Raw genomic sequence first — 22163 nt, 5'->3', positions numbered from 1 at the left:
AGTTCAACTTTGATTGACCGGCACGAGAGACTACCCCGGCAATCTCACAGCCCACCTGATGCATTGAAGCCCACGCCCAGCGCAGTCAGCAACGACAGCGGCAGCAACAGGGTATCGAGCAGCGCGCTGCCGGGCAGGTCCAGCGCTGGATAAGCCGGTGGTTGTGCACCAAAGCGATCCGCCGGGCAGCAGCCCCCATTGATCACATACCAATCCAGACGGGCGCCGGCGTATACCACCGGCGCCCCAGGTTTGTTCGCATCCAGCGTACGCACGGTGGCGCAGCCGCCCAGCGAAGTAGCGATCAGCAAGGCCAGCAGAGCCCGCCTCAATCATCCACTCCGTAGTGATGCTCGCCCCAGCGCGGCAGCATGTCCTGAGGGATGTTCAGCAGGTTGAGAATCCGCGCGACGACAAAGTCGACCAGATCATCGATGGTCTGCGGCTGATGGTAGAACCCTGGTGCTGCAGGCAGAATCACCGCGCCCATCTGCGACAGCTTGAGCATGTTCTCCAGGTGAATGGTCGAGAACGGCGCCTCACGCGGCACCAGAATCAGCTGGCGGCGCTCCTTCAAAGTGACGTCGGCGGCACGCTCGATCAGGTTGTTGCAGGCACCTGTGGCAATCGCCGACAAGCTCCCGGTCGAGCACGGCACCACGACCATGGCCGCAGGCGCGCCGGAGCCTGACGCCACTGGCGACATCCAGTCTTCCTTGCCGTAGACACGAATCTGCCCTGCGGCAGCGCCGGTGTATTCGGTTAGGAAGGTCTGCATCGCCTGCGCCTTGGGCGGCAGTTGCACATCGGTCTCGGTGGCCATTACCAGTTGCGCGGCCTTCGAGATCAAAAAGTGCACCTCGCGGTCTTCCCGTACCAGGCAATCGAGCAGACGCAGGCCGTATTGCGCGCCGGAGGCGCCGGTCATGGCCAGGGTAATGCGCTGCGGGCCGTTCACTTCAAGGCCTCGGCCAGCTTGCCGTGCAGGCCGCCGAAGCCGCCGTTGCTCATGATCACCACATGGGTACCGGGGCGCGCCTGGCCCTTGACCCGCTCGATGATCGCCTCGAGGCTGTCGGCGACAATCGCCGGCACCTTGCACTGCGCGGCAGTCGCGGCGAGATCCCAACCGAGGTTGGCCGGGGCGTACCAGATCACCTGGTCGGCATCGTTGACGCTCTCGGGCAGGCCGTCGCGGTGCGCGCCGAGCTTCATCGAATTGGAACGGGGTTCGATCACGGCAATCACCGGCGCCTCACCGACCTGCTTGCGCAGGCCGTCGAGGGTGGTGGCAATCGCGGTCGGGTGATGAGCGAAGTCATCGTAGATGGTCACGCCTTGTACTTCAGCAACCTTTTCCATGCGCCGTTTGACGCTCTTGAAGGCATTCAGTCCGTCGATGGCCATCGCCGGGACGACGCCGACATGACGCGCCGCAGCCAGCGTCGCGAGGGCATTGGCAACGTTGTGCTGGCCAGTCATTGGCCAATTGACGGTGCCCTGCACCACGCCTTCGAACAGCACTTCAAACTGCGAGCCGTCGGCGCTGAGCAGGCGCGCCTGCCACTGCCCGCCAGCACCGGTGGTCTGCACCGGCGTCCAGCAGCCCATACCGATCACCCGCTCCAGGGCTTGCTCGGTGGTCGGATGAATGACCAGCCCTTCACTCGGAATGGTCCGCACCAGATGATGGAACTGACGCTCGATGGCGGCCAGGTCGGGGAAGATATCAGCGTGGTCGAACTCAAGGTTGTTGAGGATCGCGGTACGCGGGTGGTAATGGACGAACTTCGAGCGCTTGTCGAAGAAGGCGCTGTCGTATTCGTCGGCTTCGATCACGAAGAACGGCGTATCGCCGAGACGCGCCGACACCGAGAAGTTCTGCGGCACGCCACCAATGAGGAAGCCCGGGCTCATGCCCGCATGCTCCAGCACCCAGGCGAGCATGCTGCTGGTGGTGGTCTTGCCATGGGTGCCGGCGACAGCCAGGACCCAGCGGCCTTGCAGCACATGGTCGGCCAGCCACTGCGGGCCGGAAACATACGGCAGGCCTTTGTTCAGCACATATTCGACTGCCGGGTTGCCACGCGACATGGCGTTGCCGATCACCACCAGATCAGGGGCTGGCTCCAGCTGCGCCGGGTCATAGCCCTGGATCAGCTCGATGCCCTGGGCCTCGAGTTGAGTGCTCATCGGCGGATAGACATTGGCATCGGAGCCGGTGACCCGATGGCCGAGCTCTTTCGCCAGCACGGCCAGGGAGCCCATGAAAGTACCGCAAATACCGAGAATATGAATGTGCATGATCGACCTCGCAAAACGTCGAGGCAGGGTAGCCCAGGGCGCGCCAATTCGCACCCGCTGATTCAGCTTCAACTGACTCGGGTGATGCCGTGTTTGCGCAGTTTGCGATACAGGGTGTTGCGGCTGATGCCCAGGTGGCTGGCGACATGGGTCAGGTGCCAGCGCAGTTGTTCAAGGGTGGCCAACAGTGCTTCGCGCTCGGCATCGGCCAACGGCGCGGCCACGCTGGCATTAGCCGTTGCCGGAGCGGTGCGGGTGATGATCGCCGGCAGGTCAGTCAGACCGATGCGCCGATCGTCACACAGCGCCACCAGCGTACGCAGCACGTTGCGCAGCTGGCGCACGTTACCGGGCCAGGCGAAGGCCAGCAGCGCCTCGCGGGCCATCGGCTCCAGCTCAAGCGGCTGGCCATCGGCCTCCTGTCCCAGGATGAAGTCGAGCAATTGGCCCTTGTCGCTGCGCTCGCGTACTGCTGGCAAGGGCACTTCGAGGCCATTGAGGCGGTAGTAGAGGTCTTCGCGGAAACTGCCCTGCTCGACCCGCTCGAGCAGATCGCGGTGAGTGGCGCTGATGATGCGCACATCTACGGCCTGCGCCTCGCCGCCGATGGGCACTACCTGGCGTTCTTCCAGCACGCGCAGCAGGCGCGTCTGCAAGGCCAGCGGCATGTCACCGATCTCGTCCAGCAGCAAGGTGCCGCCATCCGCCTGGAGCAGCTTGCCGCGCATGCCTTCCTTGCGCGCGCCGGTAAAGCTGCCGCCGCGATAACCAAATAGCTCGCTCTCGATCAGGCTCTCCGGGATCGACGCGCAGTTGATCGCCACAAACGGCTTGTGCCGGCGCTGGCTGGCCTGGTGCACCGCCTGGGCAAAGGCCTCCTTACCGCAGCCGGTTTCACCACGCAGCAGCAATGGCACATCGCGCTCGAACACGCGCAGGGCGCGGCCAAAGTCGGTTTGCAGGGCCGGGTCGAGCAGGCAGATCTGCGCTGCTGGCGCCACCACCGGCAAGGGCTGCGCGGCGGGCACGGCCCAGGCCGCTACCGGTGCCTGCCCGCGCAGGCTGGCATAGACCTGACGACCATCGCGGGTGTGCAGGGGCCAGGCGGTACTGCCCTGCGGCGTCGCGCGGCCGAGCAACTCGTCGAGGTTGCAGGCAAAGAACATGTCGATCGGTTTGCCCAGCACGCCACTGCGAATGCTGCCCAGCAGGTTCAGCGCGCTCTGGTTGGCCGCGCTGATCCGGCCATCGCCATCAAAGGCAAGCAAGCCTTCACTGAACAGCCCGACCGACTCTGCCTGCAGGTGAAAACGCAGCAGCCACTGATGCTGGTAGTGGCGCAGGAAGTAGCAACTCTCGATCATCTTCGCCGACAGGTTGACCAGCGCCATGGTGTGGAACTGGCTCTGACGCGACACGTCGGCCCGCGCCGAGGACACGTCGAGCACCGCCAGCAGTCCGCCGTGCGGGTCGAACACCGGGCTCGCCGAGCAGGTCAGGCCGGTGTGGCGGCCACGAAAGTGTTCGTTCTGATGAATGGTCAGCGCCTGGCGCTCGACCAGGCAGGTGCCGATGCCGTTGGTGCCCTCGCTGGCTTCGCTCCAGTCCGCCCCCAGCCACAGCCCGGCGCGCTCGAAGATGCGCCGCTCGGTGGGCGCCGTGACGCAGTTGAGGATCACCCCGTGGGCATCGGTGAGCAGCACCGCATGGCCGGCGCCAGAGAGCTGCTGGTGCAGGCTGTTCATCTCGCCGTCGGCAATGTGCAGCACTTGGCGCAGGCGCTCGCGGGTCTCCAGCAGGCGCCCATGCTCAAGCACCACTGGCGCCTGGCTGCGCGCAGGATCAAGGTGGTAGTCCTCCAGGCAACGCAGCCACGAGCGGGCAATGGAAGGGTCGCTGCCCGGGCCGTTGCCTTTGCCGCGGGCGGCGGTCAGGACCTGCTGGGCATGCTGGCTGAACGTGGTGTTCTGCATTTGTTGTTGGACTCCGCAGATACAGTCTGTGGTCAGCATCCTCCACCCGGGAAGCCTTTGCAATGGTGCGCTGGCGTTGTCGGCACAGGCTGTACCGACAACGGTACAAAGTGTCACCCAGCGCGTGCCAGCCCTGGCACAACGACTGGCCTTCACGCTCGCAGCACTGGGCCAAACCCTTGATCTACATGGCCTGGCAGGCGCTGGCCCGACCTTTGCTCTACGCTTGATAACTCCCTAACAAACATAACTAACCAGGAGAGACACCATGCGTTACGCACATCCCGGTACCGACGGCGCCAAGGTCAACTTCAAGCGTCAGTACGGCAACTTCATCGGTGGCGAGTTCGTAGCTCCGGTCAAAGGTCAATATTTCGAAAACACTTCGCCGGTCAACGGCAAGCTGATCGCTGAATTCCCGCGCTCGACTGCCGAAGACATCGACAAAGCGCTGGACGCCGCACACGCTGCTGCCGATGCCTGGGGCCGCACTTCGGTACAGGATCGCTCCAACGTGCTGCTGAAGATTGCCGACCGTATCGAGCAGAACCTCGAGCTGCTGGCCATCACCGAAACCTGGGACAACGGCAAGCCGATCCGCGAAACCCTCAACGCTGACATCCCGCTGGCGGTCGACCACTTCCGCTACTTCGCGGGCTGCATTCGTGCTCAGGAAGGCGGCGCTGCCGAAATCAATGAAAACACCGTGGCCTATCACATCCACGAACCGCTGGGCGTGGTCGGCCAGATCATCCCGTGGAACTTCCCGATCCTGATGGCCGCGTGGAAGCTCGCCCCGGCCCTGGCTGCCGGCAACTGCGTGGTGCTCAAGCCCGCCGAGCAAACCCCGCTGGGCATCACCGTGCTGGTCGAACTGATCGGCGACCTGCTGCCACCTGGCGTGCTCAACGTGGTGCAGGGCTATGGCCGTGAGGCCGGCGAAGCGCTGGCGACCAGCAAACGCATTGCCAAGATCGCCTTCACCGGCTCGACCCCGGTGGGTTCGCACATCATGAAGTGCGCTGCCGAGAACATCATCCCGTCCACCGTCGAATTGGGCGGCAAGTCGCCGAACATCTACTTCGAAGACGTCATGCAGGCCGAGCCGAGCTTTATCGACAAGGCCGCCGAGGGCATGGTGCTGGCGTTCTTCAACCAGGGCGAAGTGTGCACCTGCCCATCGCGGGCGCTGGTCCAGGAGTCGATCTATCCGCAGTTCATGGAAGCGGTGCTGAACAAGGTCAAGCAGATCAAGCGTGGCGACCCGCTGGACACCGAGACCATGATCGGCGCCCAGGCCTCGCAACAGCAGTTCGAGAAGATTCTCTCCTACCTGGACATCGCCCAGGCCGAAGGCGCCGAGCTGCTCAGCGGCGGCAAGGTGGAAAAACTCGAAGGCGCCCTGGCCACCGGCTATTACATCCAGCCGACCCTGCTCAAGGGCAACAACAAGATGCGCGTGTTCCAGGAAGAAATCTTCGGCCCGGTGGTCAGCGTCACCACCTTCAAGGACGAAGCTGAAGCGCTGGCGATTGCCAACGACACCGAGTTCGGCCTCGGCGCCGGGGTCTGGACCCGCGACATCAACCGCGCCTACCGCATGGGCCGTGGCATCAAAGCCGGCCGGGTGTGGACCAACTGCTATCACCTGTACCCGGCGCACGCCGCGTTTGGTGGCTACAAAAAGTCCGGGGTTGGCCGCGAAACACACAAGATGATGCTCGATCATTATCAGCAGACCAAGAACCTGCTGGTGAGCTACGACATCAATCCGCTGGGCTTCTTCTAGGCTTGACCGCGCCGGAGGCTGCCCTGCAGCCTCCACGCCGCTTCCGCCACACCTCAGCGCCAGCGCAGCAACCGCTCTGGCGCGCTTCATGCAAGACAAATCACCAAGTGGCCGCACTCCCTTCGGCCCCCAAAAAAAATAACTGGTGAATCCAATGCCAAGCGATCATCCCGCCGGTACGCCGGCTACTTCTTCCGTCGATTTCGAAAAGGTCGGCTCCGACTATTTCCAGCAACGCGAACTGAAAAAAGGCGCCGCCGGCTGGGTCCTGCTGGTCGGTCTCGGGGTCGCCTACGTGATCTCCGGTGACTACGCCGGCTGGAACTTCGGCCTGGCCCAAGGCGGCTGGGGCGGCATGTTCCTCGCCACCTTGCTGATGGCGACGATGTACCTGTGCATGTGCTTCTCGCTGGCCGAACTGTCGTCGATGATCCCTACCGCCGGCGGTGGCTACGGCTTTGCCCGCAGTGCGTTCGGCCCGTGGGGCGGTTTTCTCACCGGCACCGCGATCCTGATCGAGTACGCCATTGCGCCCGCGGCGATTGCGGTGTTTATCGGCGCCTACTGCGAGTCGCTGTTCGGCATTGGCGGCTGGATGATCTACCTGGCCTTCTACATCATCTTTATCGGCATCCACATCTTTGGGGTCGGCGAGGCATTGAAGCTGATGTTCATCATCACCGCGGTGGCGGCGATTGCCCTGGTGGTGTTCCTGCTCGGCATGGTGCCCCATTTTGATGCAGCCAACCTGTTCGACATTGCCCCGACCAATGCCGCCGGCGCCAGCAGCTTCCTGCCGTTTGGTTATCTCGGTGTGTGGGCGGCAATTCCCTATGCGATCTGGTTCTTCCTCGCGGTCGAAGGCGTGCCGCTGGCTGCCGAAGAAACCAAGAACCCGAAACGTGACCTGCCGCGTGGCCTGATCGGCGCGATGCTGGTGCTGCTGGCGTTTGCCCTGCTGATTCTGGTGATCGGCCCGGGCGGTGCAGGCTCGGAAGCGCTGAAAGCCTCGGGCAACCCGCTGGTTGAAGCCCTGTCGAAAGCCTACGGTGGCTCGACCTGGATGGGCGGCTTCGTCAACCTGGTCGGCCTGGCCGGTTTGATCGCCAGCTTCTTCTCGATCATCTATGCCTACTCCCGGCAGATCTTCGCCCTGTCGCGCGCCGGCTACCTGCCGCGCAAGCTGTCGCAGACCAACAAGAGCAAGGCGCCGGTACTGGCCCTGATCATCCCGGGCATCATCGGCTTCGCGCTGTCGCTGACCGGCCAAGGTGATTTGCTGATTCTGGTCGCGGTTTTCGGCGCGACCCTATCGTATGTATTGATGATGGCGGCGCACATCACCCTGCGTATCCGCCGGCCGAAAATGGACCGCCCGTACCGCACCCCAGGCGGCATCTTCACCTCGGGCGTGGCACTGGTGTTGGCCTGCGTGGCGGTGATTGCCGGGTTCCTGGTCGATCCGCGAGTGGTAATTGGCGCTGCGGTGATCTATGCAGTATTGATCGCCTACTTTGCGTTCTACAGCCGTCACCACCTGGTAGCGGGCACACCGGAAGAAGAGTTCGCTGCGATCCAGAAGGCCGAAGAGGCCTTGCACTGATTGCCGCTACGCGCCGCAGGCCCTGCCTGCGGCGCTCTGGAGAGTCTGTATGGCAAGTTTCGTACACACGGTAGGCCATCTGGTCTACCGCTTCGACAGTCTCAAGGAAGTCATGGCCAAGGCCAGCCCGGCCCGCTCCGGTGACTTCCTCGCCGGGGTCGCCGCCGAAAATGACGGCGAACGCGTCGCCGCGCAGATGGCCCTGGCCAATATCCCCCTCACGCACTTTTTAAGCGAAGCGCTGATCCCCTACGAAGAGGACGAAGTTACCCGACTGATCATCGACAGCCACGACGCTGAGGCCTTCGCCCCGGTCAGCCACCTGACCGTCGGCGGCCTGCGCGACTGGCTGCTCGGCGAGCAGGCCAATGAAGACAGCCTGCGCGCCCTCGCCCCTGGCCTGACCCCGGAAATGGCCGCGGCGGTCTCGAAGATCATGCGTGTGCAGGACTTGATCCTGGTCGCGCAGAAGATCCGCGTAGTCACGCAGTTTCGCGGCACCATGGGTTTGCGCGGACGCCTGTCGACCCGCCTGCAGCCCAATCATCCGACCGATGAGCCAGCCGGGATCGCCGCGAGCATTCTCGACGGCCTGCTGTACGGCAACGGCGATGCGATGATCGGCATCAACCCGGCCACCGACAGCATCTCGTCGATCTGCGCCATGCTGGAAATGCTCGATGCGATCATCCAGCGCTACCAGATCCCGACCCAGGCCTGCGTGCTGACCCACGTCACCACCTCGATCGAGGCGATCAACCGCGGCGTACCGCTGGACCTGGTGTTCCAGTCGATCGCTGGCAGCGAAGCGGCCAACGCCAGCTTTGGCATCAACCTCAATGTCTTGCAGGAAGGCTATGAAGCCGGCCTGTCGCTCAAGCGTGGCACCGTCGGGCAGAACCTGATGTACTTCGAGACCGGCCAGGGCAGCGCGCTGTCGGCCAACGCCCACCATGGCGTCGACCAGCAGACCTGCGAAACCCGCGCCTACGCCGTGGGGCGCCACTTCAAGCCGTTTCTGGTCAATACCGTGGTCGGTTTCATCGGCCCGGAGTACTTGTACAACGGCAAGCAGATCATCCGCGCCGGCCTCGAAGACCACTTCTGCGGCAAGCTGCTCGGTGTGCCGATGGGTTGCGACATCTGCTACACCAACCACGCCGAAGCCGATCAGGACGACATGGACACCCTGTTGACCCTGCTGGGGGTAGCCGGGATCAACTTCATCATGGGCATCCCCGGTTCCGACGACATCATGCTCAACTACCAGACCACCTCGTTCCACGACGCCCTCTACGCGCGCCAGACCCTTGGCCTCAAGCCCGGGCCGGAATTCGAAGCCTGGCTGGAGCGCACCGGCATCTTCACCCAGGGCGATGGCCGCATTCGCTTTGGCGACAACCTGCCGCCCGCTTTCCGCCAGGCCTTGGCGCAGCTCGCATAGGGATGACCATGGATCAGCACACACCAACCACCGACAACCCCTGGCTGGCCCTGCGCAGCCTGACTCCGGCGCGCATCGCCCTGGGCCGCAGCGGCATCAGCCTGCCGACCAGCGCCCAGCTGGATTTCCAGTTCGCCCACGCCCAGGCCCGCGATGCCGTGCACCTGCCGTTCGACCACGCCGGGCTGCGCAGTCAGCTCAGCGACCGCGGCCGCGAAAGCCTGCTGCTGCACAGCGCCGCCAGTGATCGCGACCAGTACCTGCAGCGCCCTGACCTGGGTCGACGGTTGAATGAAGCCTCGGTCGAACAACTGCGCGAGCACGTAAAGGCAAACCCCGGCGGGGTCGATCTGGCTATCGTCGTGGCCGATGGCCTTTCTGCGCTGGCGGTGCATCGGCATACCCTGCCGTTTCTCAGCCGCTTTGAAGAGCAGGCCGCAGCCGATGGCTGGACCAGCGCACCGGTGGTGCTGGTCGAACAAGGCCGCGTCGCGATCGCCGACGAGGTCGGCCAGCTACTCGGTGCACGCATGACGGTCATGCTGATCGGCGAACGACCGGGGCTGAGCTCGCCCGACAGCCTGGGCCTGTACTTCACCTTCGCGCCCAAGGTCGGCCTGACCGATGCTTATCGCAACTGCATCTCCAACGTGCGTTTAGAGGGGTTGAGCTACGGCATGGCCGCGCATCGCCTGCTGTATCTGATGCGCGAAGCGTGTCGGCGCCAGCTGTCGGGCGTGAACCTCAAAGACGAAGCCGAGGTACTGAGCCTCGACTCGTCAGACCCCAGCGCAAAACGCGGTAACTTTTTGCTCGGCGAACAGTAGTTATCACTGCTGGCGGCTGGATTGCGCTTCGCGCCTGCTTTGGGGCAGCATGGGCGCGAACGTTGTCGGCAATCTGTCGTTTGCCTAAATGGACTCTGAGGGCCGTACATGCGCATCATCAAGGCAACCCTGGCACATCTCGACCTGCTCAACCCATTGTTCGTCAAATACCGCGAGTACTACGGGCAACTGCCCTACCCGGACAGCTCACGCAGCTTTCTCGAAAAGCGCCTGCGGCTGGAGGAGTCGGTGATCTATCTGGCCTTCGCCGATGACGATGTCGACGACAGCAAGCTGCTGGGCTTCTGCCAGCTGTATCCAAGCTTCTCGTCGCTGTCGCTGAAACGGGTGTGGATCCTCAATGACATTTATGTCGCCGAAGACGCCCGGCGCATGCTGGTGGCCGACCACCTGATGCGTGAAGCAAAGAAGATGGCCAAAGAAACCAACGCCGTGCGCATGCGCGTATCGACCAGCACCGACAATCAGGTCGCCATGAAAACCTATGAGTCTATGGGCTTTCGCGAGGACACCGAGTTCAAGAACTACACCCTGCCGATCAACTCGGATTGATCGCGCTGTGGCAGCGGCGTACAGCCGCTGCCACAGGCTCCAGCGCCACGGCCTTTGCCGCCGGCCGGTAATCCGCCGCTACAATCTCCCCGGGCACGATCCCAGCTTGTCCGTATAATCCCTTTTTTACATGTGTGAAAGTTTACCTACGCTCACACATGCGTAGCCGATTTCCGTCTTTGCGCGCCCGTTGTCGCGGGTCAAGAACACAGGTGCTGTACATGGATTTCAACCCGCTTGACCTTATCCTGCATCTCGATGCCTACCTTGATTTGCTGGTGAACAACTACGGCCCGTGGATCTACGCCATTCTCTTCGCGGTGATCTTCTGCGAAACCGGGCTGGTGGTTATGCCATTCCTGCCGGGCGACTCGCTGCTGTTCATTGCCGGTGCAGTGGCGGCCGGTGGTGGCATGGATCCGGTGCTGCTGGCCGGCCTGTTGATGGCCGCAGCGATCCTCGGCGACAGCACCAACTACGTGATAGGCCGCACGGCCGGTGAACGCTTGTTCAACAAGCCCAACTCGAAGATCTTCCGCCGCGACTACCTGCAGCGGACCCATGATTTCTACGACAAACATGGTGGCAAGACCGTGACCCTGGCGCGCTTCCTGCCAATCCTGCGCACCTTTGCGCCGTTTGTCGCCGGCATTGCCCACATGCACTACCCGCGTTTCCTGACTTTCAGCGTGGCCGGTTCGCTGCTCTGGGTCGGCGGCCTGGTCACCCTGGGCTACTTCTTCGGCAACGTGCCGTTCATCAAGCAGCACCTGTCGCTGATGGTGGTAATGATCATCGTCCTGTCGCTGGTGCCGATGCTGCTCGGCCTGCTGCGTGGCCGCTTCGGTCGCGCGGCCAAGGCGCACTGATCGGCACATGTGGTCGTTACGCGCCTGGCGGCGCCGGCGCACCCTGGCGCGCTACCCAATCGATGCACAGTTGTGGCAGGCCGTGCGCCAGCGCCTGCCGGTGCTCGATGGCATAACCGCCGAGGAAGACTGCTGGCTGCGTGAGGCCTGCGTGCTGTTTCTGCATGCCAAACACCTGACCTGCCTGCCCGGGGTCGAACTGGATGACGAGCAGCGCCTGCTGCTCGCTGCCCAGGCGCAACTGCCGTTGCTGCACCTGGGCGATCTTGACTGGTATCAGGGTTTTCACGAGATCATCCTCTACCCCGACGACTTCAAAAGCCCCCAGCGCCACCGCGATGCCAGCGGCGTCGAGCACGTCTATGACGGCGAGCACAGCGGCGAAGCCTGGCAACAGGGGCCGGTCATTCTGGCAATGGACGGGGTACTCGCCGGTGGCGGCTGGGAGGCCTACAACCTGGTGATCCACGAGCTGGCGCACAAACTCGACATGCTCAATGGCGACGCCAACGGCCTGCCGCCGCTGCACCACGGCATGCACGTCGGCGACTGGTCGGCTGCAATGCAGAGCGCCTACGACGACCTCAACCGTCAGCTTGATGCCAAGCCGGATGCCGAGACCGCAATTGACCCGTATGCCGCGGAGAATCCTGCTGAGTTTTTCGCCGTCACCAGCGAATACTTCTTTAGTGGGCCTGACCTGCTACAACAGGCGTATCCGCAGGTCTATCAGCAATTGGTCCAGTTCTACCGGCAGGACCCGCTGGCCCGCCTGACCCGGCTTCAGGCTGAAGATCCACTGTATTGCGCCGGTCAGCCCTGAGCTGGCCACACATCAGGCAGGGCGTGGCGTGCACTGGCGGAATATGCCTATAATCGCCGCCAATTTTCTGAACAGACACGGGGGCCCTGCCCAATGAGCTACAGCAAGATTCCGGCTGGCAAAGACCTGCCGAACGACATCTACGTCGCCATCGAAATCCCGGCTAACCACGCCCCGATCAAATACGAGATCGACAAGGACAGCGACACCCTGTTCGTCGACCGTTTCATGGCCACCCCGATGTTCTACCCGGCCAACTATGGCTTCATCCCCAACACCCTGGCCGACGACGGTGATCCGCTCGACGTGCTGGTCGTGACGCCGTACCCGGTAGCGCCAGGCTCGGTCATCCGCGCCCGCCCGGTCGGCGTGCTGAACATGACCGACGATGGCGGCGGCGACGCCAAGGTCATCGCTGTCCCGCACGACAAGCTGTCGCAGCTGTACGTCGACGTCAAAGAGTACACCGACCTGCCAGCGCTGCTGATCCAGCAGATCGAGCACTTCTTCGCGAACTACAAAGATCTCGAGAAGGGCAAATGGGTCAAGATCGAAGGCTGGGCCGGCGCCGACGCCGCCCGTGAAGCGATCACCAAATCGGTTGCTGCCTACAAGGGCTGAGCCGAACAAGTCTGAGCGGTGATGCCGTTCAGACCATATGTCTAGGGGCGCTCTGCGCCCCTTTTCATGCCTACTCTTCCCTGCTGCAGATTCCCTCGCCCAAAATCCGTCCTAGGATCCTTCCTACAAACCCTCTGTTTTCCCACAACAAAATCAAACCCTCAGTTCATTTTCCTGCCGTCCTGCCCCCGTTAAACTTCGCCCATGACGACATCCGGCGACCGCCTCAAGGCACTCCTGCAAGAATGCGACCTGACCCCTTCCGATTTCGCCGCCCAGCGTTGCGTTACCCCCCAGCACGTCAACAATTGGTTCAAACGCGGTGTGCCTCTGGCACGCATGGACGAAATGGCCGATCTGTTCTGCGTGCACCGGCGCTGGCTGATGAACGGCGTAGGGCCCAAATACCACAGCGCCATCCTGCGCCAGAGCGGCGTCTGCGCCGAGGCAGTGCACCAACCCACCTCGCTGCTCGACCTGGACGGCCGGCTGCTGCGGATCTCCCTGTACCGGCTGCACGGCAACCAGCTGTCACCTGACATGCAGGGACACCTGACCCTGCCGGCACAATCCCTGGAAACCCTTGGCGTGCTCCCTCAGCAAGCGATCTGCATGCTCATGCCCGCCGGTAACATGGCGCCGATGATCCCGCAGGACGCGATCATTGCCATCGACCGCGGCAGCACGCATGTAGTCGACGGCCAGACCTACGCCCTGCTGCACAGCGGCCAGCTCAAGGTGCACAGTCTCAGCCTCGACCACGACGACACCCTATGCCTGCACAGCCACGACCAGCGCAACTACGCGGTCGAGCGCTACACCTTCGCGCAACGTCAGGAGCAAGGGCTGGAAATCATCGGCTGGGTATTCCACTGGTCATATTTCAACCAGCGGGGCAGTTTCTGAAATAACTCGTGCCATTTTTTGCTGGGCATCGGCTGCCGGCCCTAGTATGCTTCGGCCCACATTACGCCCCACACCGGCCCAGGCCGCGTTGCAGAGGGCTCGGCGACGCCTGACACAGCCGTCTGCCTTCTTTTCATGGCCCTTGAGGTCATACCGTTTAAGGCGGTTGCGGCTTACCAAAAATGAGCCAAGATCGTCCCCGAGAAGCCGGCCACAAGCCGGCTTTTTAATGCCCGCAATTCACCCGCCCTCCCGCAGGTAGCCCATGATGAAAATCGTCCCGCTGCTGATTACCCTCCTGTTCGGCCCCGTCGTCATTGGCCAGACGCTTGCAGCGCCACCTGCCCGCGAGCAGGCGGTCGATTCGAACCGGCTGCAAAACGACAGTCAGGCCTATCGCTTCAGCACCTTGAGGCTGGACTCCGACGATGGCAAGCGCCACTACCAATTGTGGGTCGGCCAACCCAACAGCCCGGCCCCGGCTGCCGGCTACCCGGTGCTGTGGATGCTCGACGGCAATGCAGCGATGGCTGTGCTGCAACCGGGGCTGTTGGAGAAACTCGCCAACGGGCAAGCCCCACTGCTGGTAGCCGTGGGTTATCAGGGTGAGCAACGCATTGACCGAAACGCGCGCAGCTTCGATTACACGCCTAATATTGCAGGCCAGGCCGAACAGCTCGACCCGCTGACAGGTCTGCCCAGCGGTGGTGTCGACGCGTTTCTGGACCTGCTCAGCCAGCGCATGCGCCCGCTGGTCGCCAGCGTCGCGCCAATCGACACCAACCGGCAGACGCTGTGGGGCCACTCCTACGGCGGCCTTGCGGTCCTGCATGCGCTGTTTACCCGCCCAGGCGAGTTCAGCCAATACGCAGCCGCCAGCCCCTCGCTGTGGTGGCATGACGGTGCGATTGGGCGTGAAGCGCATGGCCTGCAGCAGCGTCTTGGTCAGGCTCGACCGTCCCTGCTGTTGATGCGTGGCACAGCCGAACCAGCCAGCCCGCGCGGACAGCAGCAGGCGGATGCCGAGCGGCCGATGCGTGAGCTGGCGACCGAGCTTGGCCAGGTAAACGGCCTGCACGTCTCTTACCAACGCTTCGATGACCTGAGCCACGGAGCAATGCTGCCTGCATCGCTCGCGCATCTGCTGGAAACGCTTTCAAAGTAACCAGCAGGCGGTGTGCTGCGTTATGGATGGACGTACTTGAGCACATACATGGACAAGGCGCGGAACACCTCAGCCGGAATCGCGGGCATCAGCGGGTGGGCTTTGGCCAATGTAGCGCAACACTTCTGAACCATTTTCTGGCGCACCTCTTCGCTTATCAGCCCAGCGTGAACGACTTGCGCATACTGCAGATAAGCGCATGGGGAGTTGGCCTGAGCATTGCGCAGGATGCCAAACTTAACACCCAGATGTGGCACCTGAGCGAACGGCTGGCCCTTGAAGTCCGCCTGCGGCGTGAGCTCTGCATAGTTGTCGCAGGTACTGTGGCAGAGCACTTGGCGCTCCATGTTGGTCGGCAGGTCGCGCTGGTAGAGCGTGATTTCCGAGCCGGGCACTTGAGTGCAGGCATTCTCGAAGGCATCCAGAATCGCCTTGGCGTTGAACTGCGCCTCCTCGATCTGTGTCAATGACACCACTCGTTCAAGCTCGCCGCTTTCGATGCTTTTGACCACTCGATCAAGCGTTGCCCAATGGCTGAGTTCCTTCTGGCAGGCGATCATATGGACCTCGAAACGGTAGCCCGCTGCGGTTGCCGCCGGCGGGAACTTGGCGAATTCGATGTTATCCAGCGCCGACTCCATGATGATGTTGTACTTGTTGGCAAAGGCGTGGGCGAACACCTTGCCGCCCAACGCCCATATGAACGTTTCTGTGTGCTCATACACGTGGAGCACACCCTGCGCCTGCATCTGGGCGTAGCTGGGGTGCAACTCGCGAAACGCTGGCAGGTACAGGCGTACGTAGTTCTGGTAACGCTCACTGGGTAGCAGGTTCTTTTCCAGCAGGTAGGTTTTGCCCGAGCCCTGTGCACCGGCGACAATCAGTATTTTCGGGCTTGGCAACTGATGGTCGTCAGGGTCGAAGTCACGTGTTACGTCGAACAGCGTCGCACTGAGTTGATCGAATGCGTGCTGCACGTCGTCATCGCTGAATGGATATTGACTGGTCATGCGCGTGTGCTCCTGGAGAATCAGCCCTACGCCGGGCGGGTCGACAGGCTGCGGCACGCTCGCCATGCCGAGGCGGTAAATAATTGCCACCGCCGACTACGGCGAAAGTCGCAGAGCCGGCGCTTGCCAGCCCGGTACCTCGGTGCTGTATGCTGAGCCGGTCTTCAGGGCGGGGTGCAAGTCCCCACCGGCGGTAAATCGAAAGATGAGCCCGCGAGCGCCCCGACCCGGTCGGGGGACAGCAGATCTGGTGAGATTCCAGGGCCGACGGTCATAGTCCGGATGAAAGAAGGCGTTTGGCAGGGGCCATCAGGTGCCCCTGCGCGCGCGTTTTGTTCGCCCCGAGACGTTCATCGATTTTTCACGAGGAGCGTTTCATGTCACCCAAGCACCAACAGCAATTCCCCAATGTTGCCGCCGCACTGGCTGCATTCCAGGCAGGCCGTCCGGTCCTGTTGCTCGACGACAATGACCGCGAGGACGAAGCGGACATCATTGCCGCCGCCGAAAACATCTCGCTGCAAACCATGGCCATGATGATCCGCGATTGCAGCGGTATCGTTTGCCTGTGCCTGGACGAAGCCACGGTCGACGCGCTCGAGCTGGCGCCGATGGTGAAGAACAACCAGGCCCGCCATGGCACCGGCTTCACCGTCACCATCGAAGCGGCCGAGGGCATTACCACCGGTGTTTCTGCGCATGATCGGATCACCACCATTCAGGCGGCGCTGAGCTCGAGTGCCGAGCAGCGCCATATCGTCAGCCCGGGCCATGTGTTCCCGCTGCGGGCGCGCAATGGCGGCGTGCTGACCCGCCGTGGTCACACCGAAGGCACAGTCGACCTGGCGCGCCTTGCCGGGCTGCGGCCGGCCGGCGTGCTGTGCGAACTGATGAACCCGGATGGCAGCATGGCCCGCGGCGAGCAGGTGGCCCTGTATGCCCGTGAGAACAGCATGCCGATGCTGACCATCGAGGAGTTGGCCCAGTACCGCGTGGCGCTGACCCAGATGGAAGCCGTCGCCGTCTGATCGCAACTGGCGCGAGGCGAGCCGTACATCCGGTTTGCCCTGCGCCAGCCTTGATGGCGCTAGCGCAAGCCTAGTGGCACTTTCAGAAACTGATACAAGCCCGCCGCACTCTTGCGATAGCCATCTGCGGTCAGGTGCACCAGATCACCCCGCGCCAGCCCCTGTGCCTGCCACGTTGCAATCGAGCACGGCCCACCCATGTAACCCTGCCAATCCCAGAACAGCGCCTTGTGCTTCTGCGCCAGCTGGCGCTGGATGCGCACAACTGCGGCCAATGGCTGCGGCTGCCGTGCTGCACAGCTGTGCGCCTTGCGCTGCTTGATCGAGTCCGGCGGGCCGACCAGCAGGATCGCGCTGCGCGGCATGTCCTGTCGCAAGCGCGTCAGGGTGGCATCCAGTTGCGTCTGGTACAGCGCCAGATCGAGGGTGTCGTCAAACGCCTCGTTGGTGCCGTAGGCGAGGATCACCAGGTCGGGGCGCAGCGCCTTGAGGCTGTCTTGCCAACCTGGCTGCCACTTGTCGACCACCTCCAGGCGGGCGCCGTTGATACCCAACGCCGACAAGGTCACCCCGCTGTTCTTCTGCCCTTGGATGTACCAGCCACCGAGCAGTACGTCCTGGCTGGCCTGCAGGCTCATCTGCACGGGCAAGCCGAGGTTGGGGAAGGCCGGGCTCAGTTGCCACTTGCCGGCGGTGGCCGGGAGCATGCGCCGCTGCGTGCCATTGGCCACCAGCGTGCTGTTGCTGGCTGCCTGGTACAACGCAGAGATGCGATAGCGCTGGTGGTCATCATCACGCGCCTTGAGGGTGACCACCGGCTGCGCCGCTTGCGGGATGGACAGGTAGCCACCCAACGGAAACTGGCTGCTCTGCTGGTTGCGCGCCGACACCAGCGTCCACTGCCGCGGCTCGCTGTTGATGATCACCCGGTCATGGCGGATGCCGAGCACGGCGGTGGCCGGCACCAGGCCAATGCCACCGTCACCGTAACGCGCCTGCAGCAACCGGCGCAGCTCGCCACTGAACAAGTCTGCAGCGGTATGCGAGTCGCCCAGCTGGACAATCGCCACCGGCGCTCGGCCGGCGTTGCGCAGCTTGCCCGCGAGCAGGCTGACGTTGCCGTCCCGGGTCGGGCTGGGGTTTTTTGCCTGTTTGACCGGCTGCGGCTGTGGCGGCGCGGTTACGCCAGCGCTGCAGCCTTGCATGCTGCTGATCAACAGGGCCAGGCCCAGCAAGTGAGGCCATGGGCGCATATCAGTGTCCTGTAACGGTCAGGCCAGTAAAGCTGATCAGCGACAGCACCTGTGCAGCGATCATTTTCTGGCCGGTAATGGTGAAGTGCACACCGTCGTCGTAGCGCACCTTGACCCGCTTGCCTTCCGGCGTTTGCACGGTGAAGGAGAACTGCTCGTCGGGGTAACCCAGAAACGGGTTGGCGGACACGAAGTGCTGGCCGAACAGCGCCGTCTGTTGTTGGTACAAGCCACTCAGGTAAGCCATTGCAGCAGACAGCCGCGGCTGGTTCATGTTCGGTGGCCCGACCCAGATTACCTGCACATTTCGCGCGCGGGCCTGCTCGAGGATAGCGTCGATCCGGGCACGGTAGGCCAGCTCCCATTCCGCTGACTTGAAGCGCAGGAACGGCTTGCCCTTGCCCTGCGGCATGTCCCATGGATCGTTGGGGCCGAGGAACACCACCATCAGGCGGATGTTCGGCTCCCGCGCCAGCGTGTCGGCGACGGTTTGCGGCCAGTTGAAAAAGCCCGGATAAGCCAGGCCGGTACTCTGCCGGCTGAGGTTGACGGTGTTGATTTGGTAACGCTTGCGCAGGCTGTTGGCCAGGTGAGGGGCGACCCCTTGCATCAACGAGTCACCGACCAGAAACACCTGGTCCCCGGCGGCCAGGACCACGCTGCTACCGGTTTGCGCCAATGGCACTGGCGCCTGCTGGATAACCGGCAGCGGTGCACTTGCGCCAGGCTCGGCCACCCTGTGCACGGGCTCGGGCCTGGCCGCAGGCAGCGGTTGTTCGAGATCGACTGTCACCACCGGCATGCTCGGCGCCAGCACGGTTGTGGCTGGCGCCGCGACCACCTGCTTGTCGCGCTCCAGGCTGGCGATGAAACTGTCGCGCGCCGCGCCCAACGCTGCGGTCAGGCTGGCCCCGAAGCGCCAGGCCGGCGCTTGCCCAACCAGCGGCAGCTCGCAGCTCTGGTGATATTTTTGTTGGCAGTAGAGCTTGATCGAGTCCTGGTTGAGCCAGAACAAGATGCCCATCACCACCACGATCGCGTAAAGCGCCTTGGCCGCGTCCAGCTGCACGCGCAGCAATTGCCCTGAATTAGAAGCTGGCATAAATGAACCCCGGTACGCCCGACTGCGAGGCGAAGATGATCAACGACACGAACAGCGCCAACGGCACGGGGTACAACTGCCACGGCAGGCGTTGGCTGGCCGCCAGGCTGCGCTCGAGCAGCTTGAGCAACTGTGGATAAATGGCCAGATACAGCACGCAGGCAAGGATCAGCACGCCGCTGGGCGAGTTCAGCCCGGCCAGGCTGACATGGGCGATATCCGCCAGCATCTCCAGGGCGCCGTCGAGGGTCGGGCTGCGGAAGAAGATCCAGGCAAACGCCACGTAGTGGAAGGTCAGCAAGCGCGCCAGCAGGCCCGCTCCTGGCACGCGGGCAAAGCCAGGCGCCGATTGTGCGAACAGCTTGTAGATCGCCAGGCCAATGCCGTGCAGCGCGCCCCAGATGAGGAAGTTGGCGCTGGCGCCGTGCCACAAGCCGGACACCAGCATGGCCAGCAACATGTTCAGGTTGCCGCGCCAGGCGCCCTGGCGGTTGCCGCCGAGTGGGATATAGACATAGTCACGAATGAACCGCGACAGGCTGATATGCCAACGCCCCCAAAATTCCTTGAGATTGTGCGCAGCGTAGGGTGCTGCGAAGTTGTCCGGCAGGCGGAAGCCCAGCAGCAGGGCAATGCCGGTAACCAGATTGGTATAGCCGCTGAAGTTGAAGTAGATCAGCAGGCTGTAGCCATACACGCTCAGCAACACCTGCTCGGGGCTGGCACTGCCTGGAGTGTCGAACACCGGATCGACCCACTCGCTGCCAAGCCAGGCGCTGAGGAAGAACAGCTTGACCACCGCCATGGCGATTAGCCCCAGCGCCCGTTGCGGCTCCAGCACTTGACGCATCGCCTCGGGGCGAATCTGCGGCAGCATGTGCAGGGCTCGATTGACCGGGCCGGCTACCAGGCTTGGGAAAAACGCCAGATACAGGGCAAGGTCCAACGGCGCCGCCGTGCTCAGCTCGCGACGGTTGATCGAGACCAGGTAACTGACCGAGTGAAAGGCATAAAACGACAGCCCGATCGGCACCAGCAGCTCGACGATGGGCAACGACACATCAAGGCCCAGCGCAGCCAGGGCGTTTTGTGCGCCGCTGACGAAGAACTCCTGATACTTGAATAGATAAAAGCACCCCAACACCAACGTCAGCAGCAAACCGCTGATGAACCAGCGCCCGGGATAGCGCGCCGCGAGCAGCCCGAGGGCGTACACCAGCACGCTGTAACCGAGCAGGATATACAGCGACTGCAGGCTGAAGCTGGCCACCAGGCCATAGCTCGCCGCCAACAGCAGTGCGTTCTGCAGACGCAGGCTCCAGCACAGGCTCCAGTAGAGCAGAAAGAACAACGCAAAGCAGAGGCCAAATTCGATCGAAAGGAAGCTCACAACGTAGTCCATTACGTGACGTGGAGAGAGGGGCGGTAAAGCACCGGAATAGAGCGCGCGGGATTATGTCAGAGGGACCAGAGGGGGACAATCGGACAAGTCTGTAAAACGCAAGATGAGGACGCCAAGGTAAATGCTACAAAATGCGACAGCATTTATTGCATGCCAGTAGGTCCGCTCACGCCCGTCCAATTTGCTCCACATGCCTGCCTCTGCTAGTGTCGCGCCGTTAAGATCGCCACCGAGACCGTCGCCATGGCCCGCAAAAAAACCTCCATCGATTTCGAGCAATCCCTCGCCGACCTGCAAACCCTGGTCGAGCGCCTGGAGAACGGTGAACTGTCGCTGGAAGAGTCGCTGGCCGCCTTCGAGCAAGGCATCGCCCTGACCCGCGACTGCCAGGGCGCGCTCGCCCAGGCCGAACAAAAAGTGCAGATTCTGCTCGAGCGCGACGGCGAACTTGCCGCGCAGCCGTTCGATGCCGAGCCCGAAGCATGATCAAAGCCTATCAGGCCAGCTGCCAGGCCCGCGTCGACGCCGCCCTCGAACCGCTGCTGCAAGCGCCTGCCGAACAATTGCAACGCCTGTATGCGGCCATGCGCTACAGCGTGATGAACGGTGGCAAGCGCGTGCGGCCATTGCTCGCCTATGCCGCCTGCGAAGCCTTCGGCACTCCGGCCGAGCAAGCCAACGGCGCAGCCTGTGCGGTCGAGCTGATCCACGCTTATTCGCTGGTTCATGATGACCTGCCGGCGATGGACGATGACGACCTGCGCCGCGGTCAGCCGACCACCCATAAGGCGTTTGACGAAGCCTGTGCGATTCTTGCCGGCGACGGTTTGCAGAGCCTGGCCTTCACCGCCCTGCTCGACCCGGGCCTGAGCCCGCAAGCCGACTCGATCCGCCTGGCCATGGTGCAAACCCTGGCCAACGCTGCCGGCCCTGCCGGCATGGTCGGCGGCCAGGCCATCGACCTCGGCTCGGTCGGGGTCAAGCTGGATCAGCAGGCGCTGGAATACATGCACCGGCACAAAACCGGTGCCTTGATCGAAGCCAGCGTGCGCCTTGGCGCCCTGGCCAGCGCCCGCGCCGATCAAGCGCAGCTGGATGCATTGCAGGTGTATGCACGCGCGGTTGGCCTGGCCTTCCAGGTGCAGGACGACATTCTCGATGTCGAGAGCGATACCGCGACCCTGGGCAAACGCCAGGGTGCTGACATAGCCCGTGACAAACCCACTTACCCAGCCCTGCTGGGGCTGGACGCGGCCAAAGCTTATGCCGGCGAACTGCGTGACCAGGCCTTGCGGGCGCTGAGCGGCTTTGGCGAGCACGCCGAACCCCTGCGTGCGCTGGCCCGCTATATCGTCGAGCGCCGCCACTGACAGTACTGGCAGTACCCGCTCGCGTTGCATTGGCAGCGCGGCGGCTGAACCTGTGTGAATGGGCAGTTTGCCGAACAATGGGGTAAACTGCCGGGTCTTCA

Annotated in this window: 21 protein-coding genes and 1 riboswitch; of the genes, 13 read left to right on the top strand and 8 right to left on the bottom strand. The window is 63.1% G+C overall.

Going from position 1 to position 22163, the window contains the following annotated elements; genetic code table 11:
- Window positions 1-44 precede the first annotated feature (44 nt).
- From HU736_RS18220 to HU736_RS18205, 4 genes are all read right to left on the bottom strand, one after another.
- Window positions 45-332 (bottom strand): YceK/YidQ family lipoprotein, encoded by a 288-nt coding sequence (locus HU736_RS18220; protein WP_103435119.1) that lies wholly within the window; start codon window positions 330-332, stop codon window positions 45-47.
- Window positions 329-958 carry a flavin prenyltransferase UbiX gene (ubiX, locus tag HU736_RS18215; RefSeq protein ID WP_101322280.1) on the bottom strand — a complete coding sequence of 210 codons (630 nt, stop codon included), beginning with the start codon at window positions 956-958 and terminating at the stop codon, window positions 329-331. Before ubiX ends, HU736_RS18220 begins: the two co-directional genes overlap by 4 nt.
- Entirely contained in the window at window positions 955-2304 is a 1350-nt protein-coding gene (gene mpl / locus HU736_RS18210) for a UDP-N-acetylmuramate:L-alanyl-gamma-D-glutamyl-meso-diaminopimelate ligase (protein ID WP_101322281.1), read from the bottom strand. Before mpl ends, ubiX begins: the two co-directional genes overlap by 4 nt.
- A gap of 68 nt (window positions 2305-2372) precedes the next feature.
- Entirely contained in the window at window positions 2373-4277 is a 1905-nt protein-coding gene (locus HU736_RS18205; protein ID WP_186701544.1) for a sigma-54-dependent Fis family transcriptional regulator, read from the bottom strand.
- Between the two features lie 268 nt (window positions 4278-4545).
- Here HU736_RS18205 and exaC point away from each other — a divergent pair, with 268 nt between their 5' ends.
- The 10 genes from exaC (at window position 4546) to HU736_RS18155 (ending at window position 14897) form a co-directional block, all read left to right on the top strand.
- On the top strand, window positions 4546-6066 hold the full coding sequence (gene exaC, locus HU736_RS18200; protein ID WP_101322283.1) for an acetaldehyde dehydrogenase ExaC: 1521 nt from the start codon (window positions 4546-4548) through the stop codon (window positions 6064-6066).
- 154 nt (window positions 6067-6220) lie between these two features.
- The gene (eat, locus tag HU736_RS18195; protein WP_101322284.1) at window positions 6221-7669 is read left to right on the top strand and encodes an ethanolamine permease; all 1449 of its coding nucleotides are present in this window, start codon (window positions 6221-6223) and stop codon (window positions 7667-7669) included.
- A gap of 49 nt (window positions 7670-7718) precedes the next feature.
- Window positions 7719-9113: an ethanolamine ammonia-lyase subunit EutB gene (locus HU736_RS18190; protein ID WP_186701543.1), complete on the top strand. Its 1395-nt coding sequence runs from the start codon at window positions 7719-7721 to the stop codon at window positions 9111-9113.
- Between the two features lie 8 nt (window positions 9114-9121).
- A complete protein-coding gene (eutC, locus tag HU736_RS18185) occupies window positions 9122-9940 on the top strand; it encodes an ethanolamine ammonia-lyase subunit EutC (protein WP_186701542.1) in 819 nt (272 codons plus the stop codon).
- 108 nt (window positions 9941-10048) lie between these two features.
- Window positions 10049-10513 carry a GNAT family N-acetyltransferase gene (locus HU736_RS18180; protein WP_101322286.1) on the top strand — a complete coding sequence of 155 codons (465 nt, stop codon included), beginning with the start codon at window positions 10049-10051 and terminating at the stop codon, window positions 10511-10513.
- 221 nt (window positions 10514-10734) lie between these two features.
- Complete coding sequence (locus HU736_RS18175; RefSeq protein ID WP_103438659.1) at window positions 10735-11382, top strand: DedA family protein; 648 nt, start codon at window positions 10735-10737, stop codon at window positions 11380-11382.
- Between the two features lie 7 nt (window positions 11383-11389).
- Window positions 11390-12205: a M90 family metallopeptidase gene (locus tag HU736_RS18170; protein ID WP_186701541.1), complete on the top strand. Its 816-nt coding sequence runs from the start codon at window positions 11390-11392 to the stop codon at window positions 12203-12205.
- Window positions 12206-12298: 93 nt separating this feature from the next.
- On the top strand, window positions 12299-12826 hold the full coding sequence (gene ppa, locus HU736_RS18165) for an inorganic diphosphatase (protein WP_101322289.1): 528 nt from the start codon (window positions 12299-12301) through the stop codon (window positions 12824-12826).
- A gap of 204 nt (window positions 12827-13030) precedes the next feature.
- On the top strand, window positions 13031-13732 hold the full coding sequence (locus HU736_RS18160; RefSeq protein ID WP_103435123.1) for a LexA family transcriptional regulator: 702 nt from the start codon (window positions 13031-13033) through the stop codon (window positions 13730-13732).
- Between the two features lie 268 nt (window positions 13733-14000).
- Complete coding sequence (locus tag HU736_RS18155; RefSeq protein ID WP_186701562.1) at window positions 14001-14897, top strand: alpha/beta hydrolase; 897 nt, start codon at window positions 14001-14003, stop codon at window positions 14895-14897.
- Between the two features lie 20 nt (window positions 14898-14917).
- On the opposite strand, the gene HU736_RS18150 is transcribed toward HU736_RS18155, so the two are convergent.
- Window positions 14918-15907 (bottom strand): zeta toxin family protein, encoded by a 990-nt coding sequence (locus tag HU736_RS18150; RefSeq protein WP_186701540.1) that lies wholly within the window; start codon window positions 15905-15907, stop codon window positions 14918-14920.
- 156 nt (window positions 15908-16063) lie between these two features.
- Window positions 16064-16205: riboswitch (FMN riboswitch) on the top strand.
- 79 nt (window positions 16206-16284) lie between these two features.
- On the opposite strand from HU736_RS18150, the gene ribB reads away from it, so the two are divergent.
- On the top strand, window positions 16285-16935 hold the full coding sequence (gene ribB / locus HU736_RS18145) for a 3,4-dihydroxy-2-butanone-4-phosphate synthase (protein WP_186701539.1): 651 nt from the start codon (window positions 16285-16287) through the stop codon (window positions 16933-16935).
- 59 nt (window positions 16936-16994) lie between these two features.
- Here ribB and HU736_RS18140 read toward each other — a convergent pair whose 3' ends face one another.
- From HU736_RS18140 to HU736_RS18130, 3 genes are read right to left on the bottom strand one after another with little or no spacing between them, the layout of a single operon-like run.
- Window positions 16995-18188 (bottom strand): SGNH/GDSL hydrolase family protein, encoded by a 1194-nt coding sequence (locus HU736_RS18140; RefSeq protein WP_186701538.1) that lies wholly within the window; start codon window positions 18186-18188, stop codon window positions 16995-16997.
- 1 nt (window position 18189) lies between these two features.
- Window positions 18190-19290 carry an SGNH/GDSL hydrolase family protein gene (locus tag HU736_RS18135; protein ID WP_103435128.1) on the bottom strand — a complete coding sequence of 367 codons (1101 nt, stop codon included), beginning with the start codon at window positions 19288-19290 and terminating at the stop codon, window positions 18190-18192.
- Window positions 19277-20680, bottom strand: a complete 1404-nt coding sequence (locus tag HU736_RS18130; protein WP_186701537.1) for an MBOAT family O-acyltransferase — start codon at window positions 20678-20680, stop codon at window positions 19277-19279. Before HU736_RS18130 ends, HU736_RS18135 begins: the two co-directional genes overlap by 14 nt.
- Window positions 20681-20935: 255 nt before the next feature.
- On the opposite strand from HU736_RS18130, the gene HU736_RS18125 reads away from it, so the two are divergent.
- Both HU736_RS18125 and ispA read left to right on the top strand, forming a co-directional pair.
- Window positions 20936-21178 (top strand): exodeoxyribonuclease VII small subunit, encoded by a 243-nt coding sequence (locus HU736_RS18125; RefSeq protein WP_101322296.1) that lies wholly within the window; start codon window positions 20936-20938, stop codon window positions 21176-21178.
- The gene (gene ispA / locus HU736_RS18120) at window positions 21175-22062 is read left to right on the top strand and encodes a (2E,6E)-farnesyl diphosphate synthase (RefSeq protein WP_103435130.1); all 888 of its coding nucleotides are present in this window, start codon (window positions 21175-21177) and stop codon (window positions 22060-22062) included. The genes HU736_RS18125 and ispA overlap by 4 nt, the downstream gene beginning before the upstream one ends.
- Window positions 22063-22163: the final 101 nt, after the last annotated feature.

The sequence above is a fragment of the Pseudomonas shirazensis genome (assembly GCF_014268785.2).
Lineage (GTDB): Bacteria > Pseudomonadota > Gammaproteobacteria > Pseudomonadales > Pseudomonadaceae > Aquipseudomonas > Aquipseudomonas shirazensis.
The sequence above is the reverse complement of the archived record's forward strand: the minus strand, read 5'-3'. Positions and strand labels throughout refer to the sequence as shown.